Genomic DNA, 14,866 nt, shown 5'->3' with positions numbered 1-14,866 from the left:
GGTCCCTCAGTTCGCCGGGTAGCGGTCGATGGGCGGCGGCGTCGGTGCGGGCACTCCGGAGAGCCCCAGCGTCGCTTCGAACGCCTTCTTCCAGTTGCCGTTCTTCTCGTTCTCCTCCAGCGCGTCGTTGATCGCGGCCCGCAGGGCGTTGTCACTGCGCGGCACTCCGATGCCGTACGGCTCCTCGGAGAAGGGCTTGCCGACGACCTTCATCTCGTCCGGCGCCTTCGCCGCGAAGCCCAGCAGGATCGCGTCGTCCGTCGTGACGACGTCGACCTGATAGGTCAGCAGGTTGTCGACGCAGATGGAGTACGTGTCGTAGGCGACCAGGTCCGCCTTCGGGTAGTCGGCGGCGATGCGCTGGTAGGGGGTGGACCCGGCGGCCGAGCAGACCGTCTTGCCGGCCAGGTCCTGGGGGCCGTGGATGTCGTTCTCGTCGGTGCGCACCAGGAGTCCCTGTCCGGCCATGAAGTACGGGCCGGCGAACCCGACGAGCTTCTTGCGCATGTCGTTGATGGTGTAGGTGCCGACGTAGTAGTCGATCTGGCCGTTCTGCAGGGCGGTCTCGCGGTTGGCCGAGGCGATGGTCTTGAACTCGATGTCCTTCGGACCGAATCCGAGGTAGGCCGCCACCATCGTGGCGATCTCGATGTCGAATCCGGAGTAGACCCCGGTGGCCGGGTCCTTCTCGCCGAGGTAGGGCTGGTCCTCCTTGGCCCCGATCACCAGGCGGCCCCGCCGCTCGGCACTGGTCCAGGTCTTCGACGCGGGGAGCCGGAAGCCGGTGTTCACCGTGTAGTGCGGCAGCGCGTCGGCCTTGGGTCCCTTGACCGGCGGGCTGCCCTCTTTGCCGCACCCGGCGGCGAGTACCGCCAGCAGCAGGGCGGCCAGCAGTGCGGTGGTCTTCTTCGTACGCAAGGCGGAGCCTCCCGTCAGTGCTTGAGGATCTTGGACAGGAAGTCCTTGGCGCGGTCGCTCTCCGGGGCGGTGAAGAACTCCTCCGGCGTGCGGTCCTCGACGATGAGTCCGTCCGCCATGAACACCACCCGGTTCGCGGCGGAACGGGCGAAGCCCATCTCATGGGTGACGACGACCATGGTCATTCCGTCCCGCGCCAGCTGCTGCATGACCTCCAGCACCTCGTTGATCATCTCCGGGTCGAGTGCCGAGGTGGGCTCGTCGAAGAGGAGGGCCTTGGGGTCCATGGCGAGGGCACGGGCGATGGCCACGCGCTGCTGCTGTCCTCCGGAGAGCTGCGCGGGGAACTTGTCGGCGTGCGCGGCGAGCCCCACGCGCTCCAGGAGCTCCCTGGAACGGGCGTCGGCCACCGGCTTCTTCCGCCCGCGCACCTTCATCTGCGCGAGCGAGACGTTGGCCAGCACGGTCTTGTGCGCGAACAGGTTGAACGACTGGAAGACCATGCCGACTTCGGCCCTGAGCCGCGCCAGCCCCTTGCCCTCCTCGGGGAGCGGCTTCCCGTCGATCGTGATCCGGCCCGACTCGATCGTCTCCAGTCGGTTGATCGCACGGCAGAGCGTGGACTTTCCGGAGCCGGAGGGGCCGATGACCACGACCACCTCCCCGCGGCCGACGGTGAGATTGATGTCCCGCAGAACGTGCAACTCTCCGAAGTGCTTGTTGACGTCCCGCAGATCGATCAACGGATCGACGGCCATACGCTGCCCTGCCCATGTGTCGCTGTGTGTCGGCTCAGCGGAAACTATCCGCATGGGTAAGGGACTTCACGCCCGACACGCAAACAGGGCAAAAGGCTGTTTATCTAGGTGGTGTCCGGTGAGCCGGGGCCGGATGCCCCGGACGTACGGGCCGGACACCCGGGTGTCACTCCTCGGCCGCCTCCGCGTACACCTGGGACAGCTCGGGGCTGCCGTAGACCGCCCAGTCCAGGCCCGCCCCGACGACGTCGATCTCCCGTCCGGAGGCCAGCAGCACGACGGGCTGCCCGCTCGGCCAGATGTCCCACCGGGCGCCGGGCACGGTCCGCACGAGCACGGTGCCGAGGTACAGGCCCGCGTCGTTCCCCATCCACGGCACCTCCTCCGGATCGTCGCGCCAGCGCGGCGGCAGTTGGTCGAGCGCGGTCAACGAGCCTGGCGTGTCGTCCAGTTCGAGTCCACTGCTCCCCGCGCGGACGCGCAACAGCTCGCACTCCGCGAGAACTTCCGCGAGGCCGGCGGGGTCGGTCGCGGCGGTCTCCGCCAGCGTCACCGCGCGCGTACCGCCTTGACGCTTGCGCCAGTTGTCCAAGAAGGGGATGTTCACCCCGCAAGAGTCGCACTTTCGTCCCCCCGTACGCCACAGGGCGCGCTCCACGCACCTGGGCGTGGTACCCGGAACGGAAGGGGCACCGGCCGCTCCGTAAGCTGCCGGGATGAGCACACAGGACTATCTCTCCGGACTCTTCTCCCTGGAAGGCAGGACCGCCCTCGTCACCGGCGGCAGCTCCGGCATCGGCCGGGCGATCACGGAGGCGCTCGCCCGCGCGGGCGCCGAGGTGACCGTCGTGGCCCGCCGCGAGGCGGAACTGAAGTCGACCGTGGACGAGTTGACCGAGGCAGGCTGCCGCGTCGGCTGGGTGAGCGCGGACCTCGCCACGACCGACGGGGTCCGGCGGGCGGCCGACGCCGTGGTCGCCCGGTCCGGGGAGCCGGACATCGTGGTGAACTGCGCCGGAATCAACCTGCGTCCGCCGATGGGTGAGCTGGACGAGGACGTCTGGGACACCACGATGTCGATCAATCTCAAGGCCCCCTATCTGCTCGGCGAGCGGTTCGGGCCGGGGATGGCGGAGCGCGGGTACGGGCGGCTCATCCACATCACCTCGCAGCAGGCGCACCGGGCCTTCGTGAACAGCGGGGCGTACGGCGTTTCCAAGGGCGGGCTGGAGTCGCTGGCCCGGTCCCAGGCGGAGGCGTGGTCGCGGCACGGGGTCACGGCGAACACCCTGGTCCCCGGCTTCGTGATGACCCCGCTGAACGCCCGGCTCTCCTCGGACCCGGAGAAGGTGGCGGCACTGGCCGCCCGCACCATGGTGGGGCGCAACGGGCTGGCCGAGGACTTCGCCGCCGCCGCGGTGTTCCTGGCCGGTCCCGGCTCGGCGTACGTGACCGGGCAGTCGCTCTTCGTGGACGGCGGGCTCTCCGTCCACTGAGGCGGGCGCTCGGGTGCTCGCGGGGGCGTCCACGGTGCGGACGCCCCCGCGCGCGGGTCAGGCGCCGGGCGGGTTCCGGGTCGCCCCGGTGGCGGCCGCGACCAGGGCTTCAGCGGCTGCGGACGCGTGCTGCTTGTCGATCCCGAGGCCGGTGAGCACCCCGTCGCCGCCCTCGTGCTCCAGCAGGGCCAGCAGGATGTGCTCGGTTCCCACGTAGGCGTGGCCGAGCCTGAGGGCCTCGCGGAAGGTGAGTTCCAGGACCTTGCGGGAGCCGGCGTCGTACGGGATCAGCTCGGGAACCTCGTCGGCGGCGGGCGGGAGCGCGGCGAGGGCCGCGGCGCGCACGGCTTCCGGGGTGACGCCCCGCGCCGCGATCACCCGGGCGCCGACACCTTCGGTATCGGCGACGAGGCCGAGCACCAGGTGCGCGGGAAGAACCTCGGTGTTCCCGGCGAGGTGGGCCTCGTTGTGGGCGGCGACCGCGACGTTCCGGGCGCGCGGGGTGAACCGGGCGAAGCCCTCGTTGGGGTCCAGGTCCGCGGAATCGTCCGGCTTCTTCGGGACGAAACGCTTCTGTGCGGCCTGCCGGGTCACCCCCATACTCCTGCCGATGTCGGTCCAGGAGGCGCCCGAGCGGCGGGCCTGGTCCACGAAGTGGCCGATGAGGTGGTCCGCGATGTCACCGAGGTGGTCGGCCGCGACGACCGCGCCGGAGAGCTGCTCCAGGGTGTCCGAGTGGGACTTCTTGATGGCCTCGATGAGGTCGTCGAGGCGCACGGGCGGGTTCACTGATGCCGGTTGCGTCATGTGTCAACCTTAAGTTGACACTCGGGAGGGTGTCAACCTTCGGTTGTCAGTCGGTGACGTGTCGGCGAGGCCGCGGGTACCCGGGTATCGGCCTCCGCCCTCCGGACCCGGTCCTCAGAACTCCAGGTCCACCACGACCGGGGCGTGGTCCGAGGCGCCCTTGCCCTTGCGCGCCTCGCGGTCGACGTAGGCGTCCTTCACGGCGGCGGTGAACGGGGCGTTGCCGTAGGCGAGGTCGATCCGCATGCCCCTGTTCTTCGGGAAGCGCAGCTCGCGGTAGTCCCAGAAGGTGAACGGGTGGTCGTACTTCAGGGGGCGCGGCACCACGTCGCTCAGCCCCTGCTCGCGCAGTGCGGCGAGGGCGTCCCGCTCGGCGGGGGTGACGTGGGTGGCGCCCTCGAAGAGCGCCGGGTCCCACACGTCCTCGTCGGTGGGTGCGACGTTGTAGTCGCCCAGCACCGCGAAGGGCCGGGGCCCCGTCGCGTCCGCGGCGACGGCGCCGCGCAGCGCCTCCAGCCAGCGCAGCTTGTACGCGTAGTGCTCGTGCGTGACCTCGCGGCCGTTGGGTACGTAGACGGACCAGAGCCGGACGGGCCCGCAGGTCGCGGAGATCGCCCGGGGCTCCTCCGTACCGTCGTACGCGGGGCCGCCCGGCAGGCCCGTGACCACGTCGTCGAGGCCCACCCGGGAGATCAGCGCCACGCCGTTCCACCGGCCGGTGGCGTTCACGGCGGATTCGTACCCCAACTCCCGCAGTTCGTCGGCGGGGAACTGCTCGGCCGTGCACTTGGTCTCCTGGACGCACAGCACATCGGTGCCGGTGCTCTCCAGCCAGGCCAGCAGCCTCGGCAGCCGGGCGGTGATCGAGTTGACGTTCCACGTGGCGATGCGCATGGAACCCAACCTAACCGCTGCCACCGACAGTCGCGGACCTGGCACGGACCTTGCCCGCCTGCTGCGGGAGAGCCTCGGGAACGGGGCGGGACCTCAGAGCCCGGTGCGCTCCCCCGGCGCCATCCGGCCGTGGTCGCTGCCGCCGAGTGCGCCGATCTGGCCGTCGTAGATCGGCCGGGCCAGGTCGGTGAGCAGGGCGTCGTGGATGTCGATGGCCCGGCGCGGCCCGACCTCGCGGACGTAGTCGATGACCTCCGAGATCTTGCTCCACGGGGCCATCACCGGCAGCAGCAGGGTGTCGACCGGCTGCTCGGGAACAGTGAGCGCGTCGCCCGGGTGGAAGACCGCGCCGTCGACGAGGAAGCCCACGTTGGTGATGCGCGGGATGTCGGGGTGGATCACCGCGTGGAGCTCGCCGTGGACCTGGACGTCGAACCCGGCGGCGCTGAAGGTGTCGCCGTGGCCGACGGTGTGCACCCGCCCGGGGAAGGCCGCCGCCAACTGCTCGGCGACACTGCGCAGCGTCCAGATCTCCGCCGCCGGGTCGGCCTCCAGGGCCGCCCTCAGCCGGCCCTCGTCGAAGTGGTCCGGGTGCTCGTGGGTCACCAGGATGGCGTCGGCGCCGACGGCCTCGTCCTCCCCGGAGAAACCACCCGGGTCGATGACGAGGGCCCGCCCGTCCTTGTCCAGGCGGACGCAGGAATGCCGCTTCTTGGTGAGCGTGAGAGGCGATGCGTTCATGGTCTCCATCCTGCTACGCGGGCGGTGTCGTTTCTTCCTGAATCACGGACTGGGCCACGGCGAACGCGGCCCCGGCGGCGGGAATCCCGCAGTACACGGCGGTCTGGAGCAGCACTTCCTTGATCTCGGCGGGGGTGAGGCCGTTGCGCAGCGCCGCCCGCAGGTGTGCGGCGAGGCCCTCCAGCCGGCCGGACGCGATCAGCGCGGTGAGGGTGACGCAGCTGCGGGTACGGCGGTCGAGACCCTCGCGGTTCCAGACCTCGCCCCACGCGTAGCGGGTGACGAGATCCTCGAAGTCCTCGGTGAACGGGTCGGTGGCGTCGCCGGCCCGGTCCACGTGGGCGTCGCCGAGCACCTCCCTGCGGACCTTCGTACCTACCGCGTGGCGGTCCGTACGCTCCGCGTCGACCGCGCGCGGGGCCGGCGGCGCGATCTCCGCGACGGGCGCGTACGGAGCGGAGAGCGGCGGGACGGCCGCGGGAGGGGCGGAGGACACGACGACCGGAACGGCACCGAGGGTGTCCTGCCAGGTGGTCGAGAAATGGGTGAACAGCAGGTCCATCACCGCGGCCGGCTGCTCCACCGGCGCGAGGTGCGAGGCCCCCGGCACCAGGGCGAGGCGGGCGTCGGGGATGCCCGCGACCAGGGTGCGCGCCTCGGCGGGGCCGGTGACCCGGTCCTCGGCGCCCACCACGACGAGCGTGGGCACACCGATGCGGCCCAGCTCGCCGCGGATGTCGAAGGACGCGAGCGCCTCGCACGCGGCGATGTAGCACCCGGGGTCGGTGGTACGCACCATCTGCACGGCCCACTCGACGATGGCGGACTGCGCGGCGGCGAACCCGGGCGTGAACCAGCGCTCGGGAGAGCTGCGGGCGATGGGCTCCAGGCCGTTGGTACGGACGATCACCCCGCGCTGGCGGAACTCGTCGGCGCTGCCGAATCTGGGCGAGACCGCCACGAGAGCGAGCGAGGCCACCCGGTGGGGGTGGCGCAGCGCCAGATCGGCACCGACGGCGCCGCCGATGGAGCACCCCGCGTACCCGAAGCGCTGGACGCCGAGGGAGTCGAGGGTGGCGATCAGCCGGTCGCCGAGTTCGGCGACGGAGACCGCCGGACGGGCCGGTGCGCCGCCGTGGCCCGGCAGGTCGTACCGCAGCACCCGGTAGTGCTGGGAGAGGTCCGGTATCTGGCGGTCCCACATGTGCCAAGTGGTACCCAGGGAGGGGCCGATCACCAGGACCGGGGCGTCTTCTGGCCCGTCAAAGCGGTATTGGAGGGTGTTCGATGATGTCTCGCTCACCCGCCCGACCCTCTCATCTCTTACAATCTCTCACGGAACCGGGTCGGCCGTCGAAAGCGGCAGAGAGGCTGTGGACCGGACAGTCGGCGGCAGCCGCTACCCGTGTCAGGGCGAAGGCTCCAGGCCCATCGTCGCTCAGACGCTTCGCTCCGGCCACGACGGCCCGCTCGCGGACCGGCTCCTGACCGCCGGGGTCGATGCCCGTAGCGCGGACGGCCTCGTCCCGCGCGTGCCGGAGCCCGCCGAGGCGGCGCAGGAGCGTACTGCGGGACAGACCTGCTTCCCGAGCGACGGCCTGTACCGATACGTCCGCGACCGAGGTGTTGCGTACCTCGGCGGCACGGAGGACGGCCTGCACGAGATCGCCGGGCACCGGAGGGAGAGGGAGGATCCGATCGCTCGACGCCTTGATCACCACGCCCTGGCCGTATCGGTGCCGAGTGAGCGCATTGTCGAGGCTGCCCGCCGCCCGGAGGGTAAGCGCACCATCACCGCGCCACTGCCCGGCCTGCCTGTCGACATCAGCGCCCGGCGAAAGGCCGCCTACCGGACCACTCGCTCAGGGCGGCTGCGACGCGACTGAGACCGTTTCCCCGGTCCAGTGCCGCGTCAGCCAGGGTTTGCCCCGTCGCGATGGTCGTCGTCCGGGGCGGGGCATCCCGCGCGGGCCGCTGTCAACCGACCCAGCTGAGCAAACCGGTGCCGAGGGTCATCCCACCGCCGAACCCGGCGAGCAGCACCAACTCGCCGTCGCACAACTTCCCGGCGCGGTGTGCGTCGTCGAGCGCGAGCGGGATCGATGCCGCACCGGTGTTTCCGTGCAGGGAGACCGGCAGGTGCGCTCGGGCGCGGGGCAAGCCGAGTACCTCCCAGGCATCCCGGAGCATGGCGCCGTTGGCCTGGTGCGGCACGAAATGGTCGATCTCGTCGGGCTTGACGCCCAAGTGGTCGAGGAGACCCGCGACGGCCGGGGGCAACTCCCTCATCACGTACTCGCGAACGTCACGGCCCCGCATCCGAAAGGAGTGCTCGTGACGGGCGAGCGTCTCAGCAGACGCCGGGGTCCTGCTTCCTCCGGCCGCCACCCCGATGAGGTCGTGCAGATGCCCCTCGGTGACCAGACCGGTGCCGAGGATCCCGTGCCGCTCCCCGACCGGGCCGAGCACGACGGCACCCGCTCCGTCGCCGAACAGGGGCGCCGTGCGGCGGTCGGAGCGATCGATGATCCGGGAGTACACCTCGGTCCCCACGACCAGCGCCCGGCTCTGTCCGGTGGGGTCACCGGCGAGCAGGGACGCGGCGGTCTGGAGCGCCACGACGAACCCGGCGCACACGGCGTTCACGTCGAACCCGGCCGCGTTCACCGCGCCGATCCGGTACTGCACGAGGGCGGCTGTGGCGGGCTGCGGGTGGTCGGGCGTGGAGGTGGCGACGATGGTCCAGGCCACATCCTCGGCGCGGACCCCCGCGTCCTCCAGGGCCCGTGCCGCAGCGTGCGCCGCCAGGTCGGACGCGGCCTCGTCGTCGGCGGCGTAACGCCGCTCGACCACGCCCGTTTTGCGCTCGATCCACTCCGCCGTCACGCCGGCGAGTGCCGCCACCTCGTCGTTCGGGACAGTTCGCGCGGGCAGGTAGGAACCCGTCCCGAGGACACCGACGGGGGTCACGGGAAGCGAGTACGCGGTCATGTGCGGACGCCCTCGAAGAGTCGGGTGCGGATGAGTTCCAGGATCACTTCGAGCTGTTCCGCCAGGTAGAAGTGGCCGCCGGAGAACACCGTCAGGTCGAAGCCGGCCTCGGTGTGCTCCTTCCAGTGATGCAACTCGCCCACGTCGACCCGCGCGTCGGAGAATCCCGTCAGGGCATGCACGGGGTTGGTCAGGACCGGCCCGGGGACGTACCGGTAGGTCTCCGCCGCCTGGTAGTCGCTGCGGATCGCGGGCAGCACCAGTTCCATGAGCTCCGCGTCGCCGAAGACACGCGCACCCGTGCCGTCCAGGGCCCCGATATCGGCGACGATCTCATCGTCGGAGAGCAGGTGCAGCCCGTCGTCCAGATTGCGGTGCGGGGCCCGCCGTCCGGACACGAAGAGCGCATGGGCGGGCCGCCCGGCGTCCTGGAGCCTGCGCGCGACCTCGTAGGCGAGCGTGGCCCCCATGCTGTGCCCGAACAGAGCGAACGGCTTGTCGGTCCAGGGAAGCAGCGACTCGGCTGCCCGGTCGGCCATGTGGGCCATGTCGGGGACGTTGGGCTCCGAGCGGCGATCCTGGCGCCCCGGGTACTGCATCGCCAGCACTTCCACGCGCGGCGCCAGCCCCTTCGACACCGGGAAGAAGAAACTGGCCGAACCGCCCGCGTGCGGGAAGCACATCAGTCGCACATCCGCGTCGGGAGACGTATGGAACCGTCGTATCCACGCCGCGCCGTCAATGTTGCTGTTGGTCATTCCTGCCCTTGCCTGCTTGCCTGCTTGCCTGCCATAGCTGCTCGCCACGACAGTGCAGGAGGCCGCGAGCGACCAGCAACCCCCTAGTTCCCCGGACACCTCCCCGAGTCGAGGCCCCGTAGGGGGTACGAACTTCACGGGTGCGCAATTTAGGGGTACTTCCCATTCGCGGCGGACTCTACAGTCGTGGAAAGATTCCCGCGAAATTCTCGCCCTCTCTTTCTTCTTTGAGGTATTCCACGTGAAAGACATAGTGAGCACCATCCTTTCCGGTGAGGCGACGTCCGAAGATTTCGCGAACCTGAGGGTTCCGGCGAGCTATCGGGGCGTCGTCATCCGAAAGGAGGACGAAGGGATGTTCGCGGGCATGCGGTCCGAGGAGAAGGACCCCAGGAAGTCGCTTCACGTCGAGGAGGTCCCGGTACCGGAACTCGGACCCGGCGAGGCCCTGGTGGCCGTCATGGCGTCGTCCGTGAACTACAACTCGGTGTGGAGCTCGATCTTCGAGCCTCTGTCGGCCTTCAAGTTCCTGGAGCGCTACGGCAAGCTCAGCGACCTCGCCAAACGGCATGACCTGCCGTATCACGTGATCGGTTCGGACCTCGCGGGCGTGGTCCTGCGGACCGGCCCGGGCGTCAACTCCTGGAAGCCCGGCGACGAAGTGGTCGCGCACTGCCTGTCCGTGGAACTGGAGAGCTCGGACGGGCACAACGACACCATGCTCGACCCCGAGCAGCGGATCTGGGGCTTCGAGACCAACTTCGGCGGCCTGGCGGAGATCGCGCTGGTCAAGTCCAATCAGCTGATGCCCAAGCCCGGCCATCTCAGCTGGGAGGAGGCAGCCGCCCCCGGCCTGGTCAACTCCACCGCCTACCGCCAGCTCGTCTCGCGCAACGGTGCCGGCATGAAGCAGGGCGACAACGTGCTCGTCTGGGGCGCCTCCGGCGGCCTGGGCTCCTACGCCACCCAGCTCGCGCTCGCCGGCGGCGCCAACCCGATCTGTGTCGTCTCCAGCCCCGAGAAGGCCGACATCTGCCGGTCCATGGGCGCCGAAGCCGTCATCGACCGTAACGCCGAGGGTTACAAATTCTGGAAGGACGAACACACGCAGGACCCGCGTGAATGGAAGCGCTTCGGCCGGCGCATCCGCGAGTTCACCGGGGGCGAGGACATCGATATCGTTTTTGAACACCCCGGCCGCGAAACCTTCGGCGCATCCGTTTACGTCACCCGCAAGGGCGGCACCATCACCACCTGCGCCTCCACTTCCGGTTACATGCACGAATACGACAATCGCTACCTGTGGATGTCTCTCAAGCGCATCATCGGCTCCCATTTCGCCAACTACCGCGAGGCATGGGAAGCCAACCGCCTCGTCGCCAAGGGCAAGATCCATCCCACTCTTTCCAAGGTCTACTCCCTCGAAGAGGCCGGACAGGCCGCGTACGACGTCCACCGCAACCTCCACCAGGGCAAGGTCGGCGTTCTCGCCCTCGCCCCCCGAGAGGGCCTCGGCGTCCGCGATCACGACAAGCGCGAACAGCACATCGACGCCATCAACCGCTTCCGCGTCACGGCGCGCTGACTCCATACAGACACAGACAAGGAACGCGAGAAATGGCCCGGAAATCCCCCTTGGTGGGAGTCGTCGGTCTCGGCTCCGTCGGGGAACCTCTGCTCCGCCTTCTGAACGCCGCGGGATACGACGTCGTCGGAGTGGACCGCGAACTCGACGTGGTGGCGGCAGTGGAGCAGCGCATGAAGACAGCGCCTACCGGAGAGGAGGGCGGTCCCGTCGCCCCAGGCGCCTACACGCTGACGAACGACACCGCGGCTCTCGGATCGGCCGACGTGGTGATCGAGGCGGTGCCCGAGGACCTGGCGGTCAAGTCCCAGGTGTTGCGACGCCTCAACAGCGTCTGCCCGGATCCCACGGTCCTGGTCAGCGTCACCGCCGCGCTGCCGCCGGCCCGCCTCGCCATCGCCTCGGGGCGCCCTGGCCGGACCCTGGGGCTGCGGATGCTGCGGCCTGTGCGCGTCGGCGGAGCCGTCGAGGCGGTGCCCACCTCCATGAGTGAGGGCACCGCCCTGGCCGCCCTGGAGGAGCTGCTCGTGGAGGTCGGCCTGACGCCGAGCGCCCTGGGCGCGCGTCCGAGCCGTGCGGCGACCGGCCTCGTGTACGCGTTCCTCAACCGTGCCGTCGCCATGGTCGAACAGGGCTACGCCGGGCAGGACGACATCGACACCGCCATGCGCCTGGGCTGCGGTCTGCCTCTGGGACCGCTGGAACTCCTCGACGAGGTCGGCCTGGACACGGTGCACGCGGTCCTGTCCGACCTGCATGCCCGTACCGGAGAATCCAGGTTCCGGCCCGCGAAGCTGCTCACGTCGATGGTCCGGGACGGCGTTCTCGGCCGGAAGAGCGGGCAGGGCTTCCACCGTTACGGTGAGGACGGCGGCCGGGTCGAAGCGCGGGTCGCAGCCGCCGAGGCTGGACCGGAGATGACGGTCGGACGGGTGGGCGTGCTCGGGTCCGGGACAATGGCCAGGGGGATCGTCGAGTGCGCCGTGCTCGCCGGGGTGCCCGCCGTCCTCGTGGCCCGCTCCCCCGAAAAGGCGCGGCTCGCCGTGGACGCCGTCGAGGCATCCCTGACCAGATCCGTACGCCGGGGCAGGGTCCACCCCGACGACAGGGCCCGCGGCCTCTCACTGCTCGAAGCCACCGACTCCGTAACAGCGTTGAGCGACTGCCACCTGGTGATCGAGGCCGCCGCCGAGGACCTCGTGGTCAAACGGTCCCTGTTCGCCTCGCTCGGCTCGGTGTGCAGCCCCGGCACCCTGCTCGCCACCACCACGTCCAGCCTGTCCGTGCGGAGCTGCACCGAGGCGTCCGGCCGCAGCGCCGACGGTCTGGGCCTGCACTTCTTCAATCCGGCTCCGGTCATGAAGCTGGTCGAACTCGTCCGGACCCCGGCGACCAGCGATCACAGCATGGCGGTGGCCCGCGCCTTCTGCGACCGGCTCGGCAAGACGGTGGTGGAGTGCGCGGACCGGTCGGGCTTCATCGTCAACCACCTGCTGTTCCCTTATCTCGCCGACGCCGTCGAGCTGTTGGACCAAGAGGACATCGGCATCGAGGAACTCGACGCGGCGGTGCGGCGCGGCTTCGACTACCCCATGGGGCCTTTCACGCTGCTCGACAGCATCGGCCTGGACGTCTCGCTGGCCATCCTGAGGAGGCTGCACCAGGAGTTCCCGGAGGGCGGTTTCGAACCGCCCCTGGCACTCGCGCAGTTGGTGGCACAGGGCTGTCTCGGTCGCAAGACCGGAACCGGGTTCACCCGGTCGACCAGGGCTTGACCCGGGCCGGCAGCCCACCGCAGGTCGCTCAAGGCCTGGCCCCGGCCTGGTCCGCGAGCGCCTGCGGCAGAGCGCGTCGCCCCCGTACGCCCAACTTGTGGTAAATGCGGGTGAGGTGCTGCTCGACCGTGCTGGGCGTGACGAAAAGCCGCTCGGCGATCTCGCGGTTGGTCAGCCCCTCCGAGGCCATGAGGGCGACCCGGTGTTCGGCCCGGGTGAGCCCTTCGCCGGTGGCGCGCTCGGGCTCGGCGGACGGTGACGGGACCAGCGACGCGGCTGGGGACGGGATCGTGGGCCGGGCCGGAGTTCGGGCCGAAGGGCCGAAAGGTACCGAGGGCGAGTTCCGGGTCTGCGGTGTGACCCGCTCGAAAAGCGCGAGCGCGCGCGAGCGGAGCCAGCCGCTGCCCGGGTCCGGCTCGGCCAGCTCAGCGGTGAGGAGCTCACGGGCCTGGCCGGTACTGTCGACCTCGATCAGCGCCTCGGCCGCGTACACGCGCCACGCCGTGAACACAGAGACGTCGAGCTTCCAGGCGGCCATCAGGTCCCTGCAGGCGTAGAAATCCCCGAGCGCCGCCTGGTACCGGCCGACGGAAAGGTGGTGGCGGCCCCTAGCCTGCAGGTAGTGCAGGCCGGGCAGGGTCTGGAACATCACGGGCGGAACGGGAATGCGGAAGCACTCGGCTGATGCCTCGATGTCGCCGAGTTCGGCGCACGCCAGCACCTTGGCGGACAAGGGCAGACCGATCGCGACGCCCCACGCCTGGGCCGGGATCAGAGTCAGCGCCTCGTCCGCCCGCTGTCGGGCGAGTGCGAAGTTGCCCAGCCAGCTCTCGACCGTCGCACTCGCCGCAGCGAAGATCGCGCGGGCCTGCGGGGTGCGCGGACCGGCGCCGCGTACGAGCACTTCGCACCACTCGGCGGCGCGGTCGAGCCGGGCGGCCCGGATGAGCGAGACAAGCGCGGCCATGGCGGGCGCCACCGGCGGATCGTGCAGCACCACGCCTTCAAGGAGTCGCTCGGCGGCATCGAGCGCTCCACCGGTCGGCCCTTGGGAGAGCAGCGACGACAGCACGAGGGCGCCGTCCGAGTGCGGGTCCACGGCGATGACGCCGCTGCCGAGACCCGATCCTTCGGTGGGTGCCGTTCCGTGCTCGTGTGCCCCGAGCGCCGGGTAGAAGTAGGCGAACCAGACGTGCATGGTGTCCAGCCGCACCCGCAGCTCGCCGGACAACTCGTCCCGTACGCCGTCCAGATCGGCGAAGAGAGCAGCGGCTTCCTCAGGACGGCCGAGCCAGAGCAGATAGGTAATCAGAGTCAAGCTCTGCCCGCAGCTCAGATAGCCGTTGTCGTGATCCTCCAGGAGCCTGTCGACATGGCGCCGGACCGCGCCGGGGGCGGTCTCCCATTCCGCCTGGGCGAGTTCGACGCGGACCATGGCTCGTTGTCGCGCGCTCGTACACGCGTCGTACGCCAGCCGCAGGCAGGTCACGGCCCCCTTCTCGTCGTGGTGGGCGAGTGCCTGGGCGGCGGCCTCCCGCAGCACCGGGATGGCCCAGGGTTCCTCGCAGGAGCCGGCGCCGACGAGGTGCTGGGCCACCTGGGCCGGCGCAGCGCCGCCTTCGTGGAGCACCCGGGCGGCCGTTCGGTGCAGGGCCGTGCGCTCCTCGGGCGCCGTTCCCTCCAGGACGGCGGTGCGGGCCCCCTCGGTCCGGTACCACCGGCCCCCTTCGGTGAGGCCCACCGCGTCGAGCGCGGACATCGCGAGACCGGCGCGGAGCTGGAGGACCCGGTCGAGACAGTCGAGCGTGGCCGACGTGCCGAGGACTGCCAGGGCGTTGGCGACCCGCAGCTCGTCGGGGCCGAGCTGGTCGAGGACGTAACGGACCGCGAGCCGGAAGAACTCGCCGCCCGCCGGGGTCCCGGTCTCGGTGACCTGCCCGGCGGAGCAGTCCCACAGCAGCGCCTGCAGAAGCAGGGGGCTCCCCCCTGAAGCGCGGTGCAGGGCGGGAGCCACCAGCACCGCTCGGTCCTGGCCGAGGTGCTCGGCTATCAGGCTCTCGGTGCACTCCGTGGACAGGGGGGAAAGGCGGATCAGGGTGAACTCCGGGTTGCGCAGACAGTCGGCGGTCAGGGCGGAGCCGCC

General features: G+C 70.4%; 14 protein-coding genes. 4 read left to right on the top strand and 10 right to left on the bottom strand.

Annotation, left to right across the window (positions count from 1 at the left end; genetic code table 11):
- Positions 1 to 6 precede the first annotated feature (6 nt).
- From ACFWEP_RS04560 to ACFWEP_RS04550, 3 genes are all read right to left on the bottom strand, one after another.
- Positions 7 to 918 (bottom strand): glutamate ABC transporter substrate-binding protein, encoded by a 912-nt coding sequence (locus ACFWEP_RS04560; protein WP_387365458.1) that lies wholly within the window; start codon positions 916 to 918, stop codon positions 7 to 9.
- Positions 919 to 932: 14 nt separating this feature from the next.
- Positions 933 to 1,676: an amino acid ABC transporter ATP-binding protein gene (locus ACFWEP_RS04555; protein WP_387365455.1), complete on the bottom strand. Its 744-nt coding sequence runs from the start codon at positions 1,674 to 1,676 to the stop codon at positions 933 to 935.
- Positions 1,677 to 1,842: 166 nt separating this feature from the next.
- Positions 1,843 to 2,283, bottom strand: coding sequence for a DUF6278 family protein (locus ACFWEP_RS04550; protein WP_387365452.1), 441 nt, complete (start codon positions 2,281 to 2,283; stop codon positions 1,843 to 1,845).
- A gap of 109 nt (positions 2,284 to 2,392) precedes the next feature.
- On the opposite strand from ACFWEP_RS04550, the gene ACFWEP_RS04545 reads away from it, so the two are divergent.
- Positions 2,393 to 3,172, top strand: coding sequence for an SDR family NAD(P)-dependent oxidoreductase (locus ACFWEP_RS04545; RefSeq protein ID WP_387365449.1), 780 nt, complete (start codon positions 2,393 to 2,395; stop codon positions 3,170 to 3,172).
- Between the two features lie 57 nt (positions 3,173 to 3,229).
- Here ACFWEP_RS04545 and ACFWEP_RS04540 read toward each other — a convergent pair whose 3' ends face one another.
- The 4 genes from ACFWEP_RS04540 to ACFWEP_RS04525 form a co-directional block, all read right to left on the bottom strand.
- A complete protein-coding gene (locus ACFWEP_RS04540; RefSeq protein WP_387365446.1) occupies positions 3,230 to 3,979 on the bottom strand; it encodes a Clp protease N-terminal domain-containing protein in 750 nt (249 codons plus the stop codon).
- Between the two features lie 114 nt (positions 3,980 to 4,093).
- Positions 4,094 to 4,873, bottom strand: a complete 780-nt coding sequence (locus tag ACFWEP_RS04535) for an exodeoxyribonuclease III (RefSeq protein WP_387365443.1) — start codon at positions 4,871 to 4,873, stop codon at positions 4,094 to 4,096.
- A 93-nt stretch (positions 4,874 to 4,966) separates the two neighbouring features.
- The gene (locus ACFWEP_RS04530) at positions 4,967 to 5,614 is read right to left on the bottom strand and encodes an MBL fold metallo-hydrolase (protein ID WP_387365440.1); all 648 of its coding nucleotides are present in this window, start codon (positions 5,612 to 5,614) and stop codon (positions 4,967 to 4,969) included.
- A gap of 13 nt (positions 5,615 to 5,627) precedes the next feature.
- The gene (locus ACFWEP_RS04525; RefSeq protein WP_387365438.1) at positions 5,628 to 6,917 is read right to left on the bottom strand and encodes an alpha/beta fold hydrolase; all 1,290 of its coding nucleotides are present in this window, start codon (positions 6,915 to 6,917) and stop codon (positions 5,628 to 5,630) included.
- A 70-nt stretch (positions 6,918 to 6,987) separates the two neighbouring features.
- On the opposite strand from ACFWEP_RS04525, the gene ACFWEP_RS04520 reads away from it, so the two are divergent.
- Positions 6,988 to 7,500, top strand: a complete 513-nt coding sequence (locus tag ACFWEP_RS04520) for a hypothetical protein (protein ID WP_387365435.1) — start codon at positions 6,988 to 6,990, stop codon at positions 7,498 to 7,500.
- 91 nt (positions 7,501 to 7,591) lie between these two features.
- Here ACFWEP_RS04520 and ACFWEP_RS04515 read toward each other — a convergent pair whose 3' ends face one another.
- Both ACFWEP_RS04515 and ACFWEP_RS04510 read right to left on the bottom strand, forming a co-directional pair.
- On the bottom strand, positions 7,592 to 8,605 hold the full coding sequence (locus tag ACFWEP_RS04515) for a 3-oxoacyl-ACP synthase III family protein (protein ID WP_387365432.1): 1,014 nt from the start codon (positions 8,603 to 8,605) through the stop codon (positions 7,592 to 7,594).
- A complete protein-coding gene (locus ACFWEP_RS04510) occupies positions 8,602 to 9,363 on the bottom strand; it encodes a thioesterase II family protein (RefSeq protein ID WP_387365429.1) in 762 nt (253 codons plus the stop codon). The genes ACFWEP_RS04515 and ACFWEP_RS04510 overlap by 4 nt, the downstream gene beginning before the upstream one ends.
- A 241-nt stretch (positions 9,364 to 9,604) precedes the next feature.
- Between ACFWEP_RS04510 and ccrA the strand changes: the two genes are divergently transcribed.
- Together ccrA and ACFWEP_RS04500 are read left to right on the top strand one after the other, a co-directional pair.
- A complete protein-coding gene (gene ccrA, locus ACFWEP_RS04505; protein WP_387365426.1) occupies positions 9,605 to 10,948 on the top strand; it encodes a crotonyl-CoA carboxylase/reductase in 1,344 nt (447 codons plus the stop codon).
- Positions 10,949 to 10,980: 32 nt separating this feature from the next.
- Positions 10,981 to 12,723, top strand: coding sequence for a 3-hydroxyacyl-CoA dehydrogenase family protein (locus tag ACFWEP_RS04500; protein ID WP_387365423.1), 1,743 nt, complete (start codon positions 10,981 to 10,983; stop codon positions 12,721 to 12,723).
- A gap of 28 nt (positions 12,724 to 12,751) precedes the next feature.
- On the opposite strand, the gene ACFWEP_RS04495 is transcribed toward ACFWEP_RS04500, so the two are convergent.
- Positions 12,752 to 14,866 (bottom strand): LuxR C-terminal-related transcriptional regulator (locus ACFWEP_RS04495; protein ID WP_387365420.1); only part of this gene is annotated, 2,115 nt, incomplete at its 5' end.

The organism is Streptomyces sp. NPDC060198, from assembly GCF_042728415.1.
Taxonomy (GTDB): Bacteria; Actinomycetota; Actinomycetes; order Streptomycetales; family Streptomycetaceae; genus Streptomyces.
This window is presented reverse-complemented; position numbering and strand designations above follow the sequence as displayed.

Bases quoted from the DNA above. Each gene is read 5' to 3' on its own strand.
- ACFWEP_RS04500 (WP_387365423.1), top strand. From the start codon at position 10,981: ATGGCCCGGAAATCCCCCTTGGTGGGAGTCGTCGGTCTCGGCTCCGTC.
- ACFWEP_RS04535 (WP_387365443.1), bottom strand. From the start codon at position 4,873: ATGCGCATCGCCACGTGGAACGTCAACTCGATCACCGCCCGGCTGCCG.
- ACFWEP_RS04530 (WP_387365440.1), bottom strand. From the start codon at position 5,614: ATGAACGCATCGCCTCTCACGCTCACCAAGAAGCGGCATTCCTGCGTC.
- ACFWEP_RS04545 (WP_387365449.1), top strand. From the start codon at position 2,393: ATGAGCACACAGGACTATCTCTCCGGACTCTTCTCCCTGGAAGGCAGG.
- ACFWEP_RS04540 (WP_387365446.1), bottom strand. From the start codon at position 3,979: ATGACGCAACCGGCATCAGTGAACCCGCCCGTGCGCCTCGACGACCTC.
- ACFWEP_RS04515 (WP_387365432.1), bottom strand. From the start codon at position 8,605: ATGACCGCGTACTCGCTTCCCGTGACCCCCGTCGGTGTCCTCGGGACG.
- ACFWEP_RS04555 (WP_387365455.1), bottom strand. From the start codon at position 1,676: ATGGCCGTCGATCCGTTGATCGATCTGCGGGACGTCAACAAGCACTTC.
- ACFWEP_RS04510 (WP_387365429.1), bottom strand. From the start codon at position 9,363: ATGACCAACAGCAACATTGACGGCGCGGCGTGGATACGACGGTTCCAT.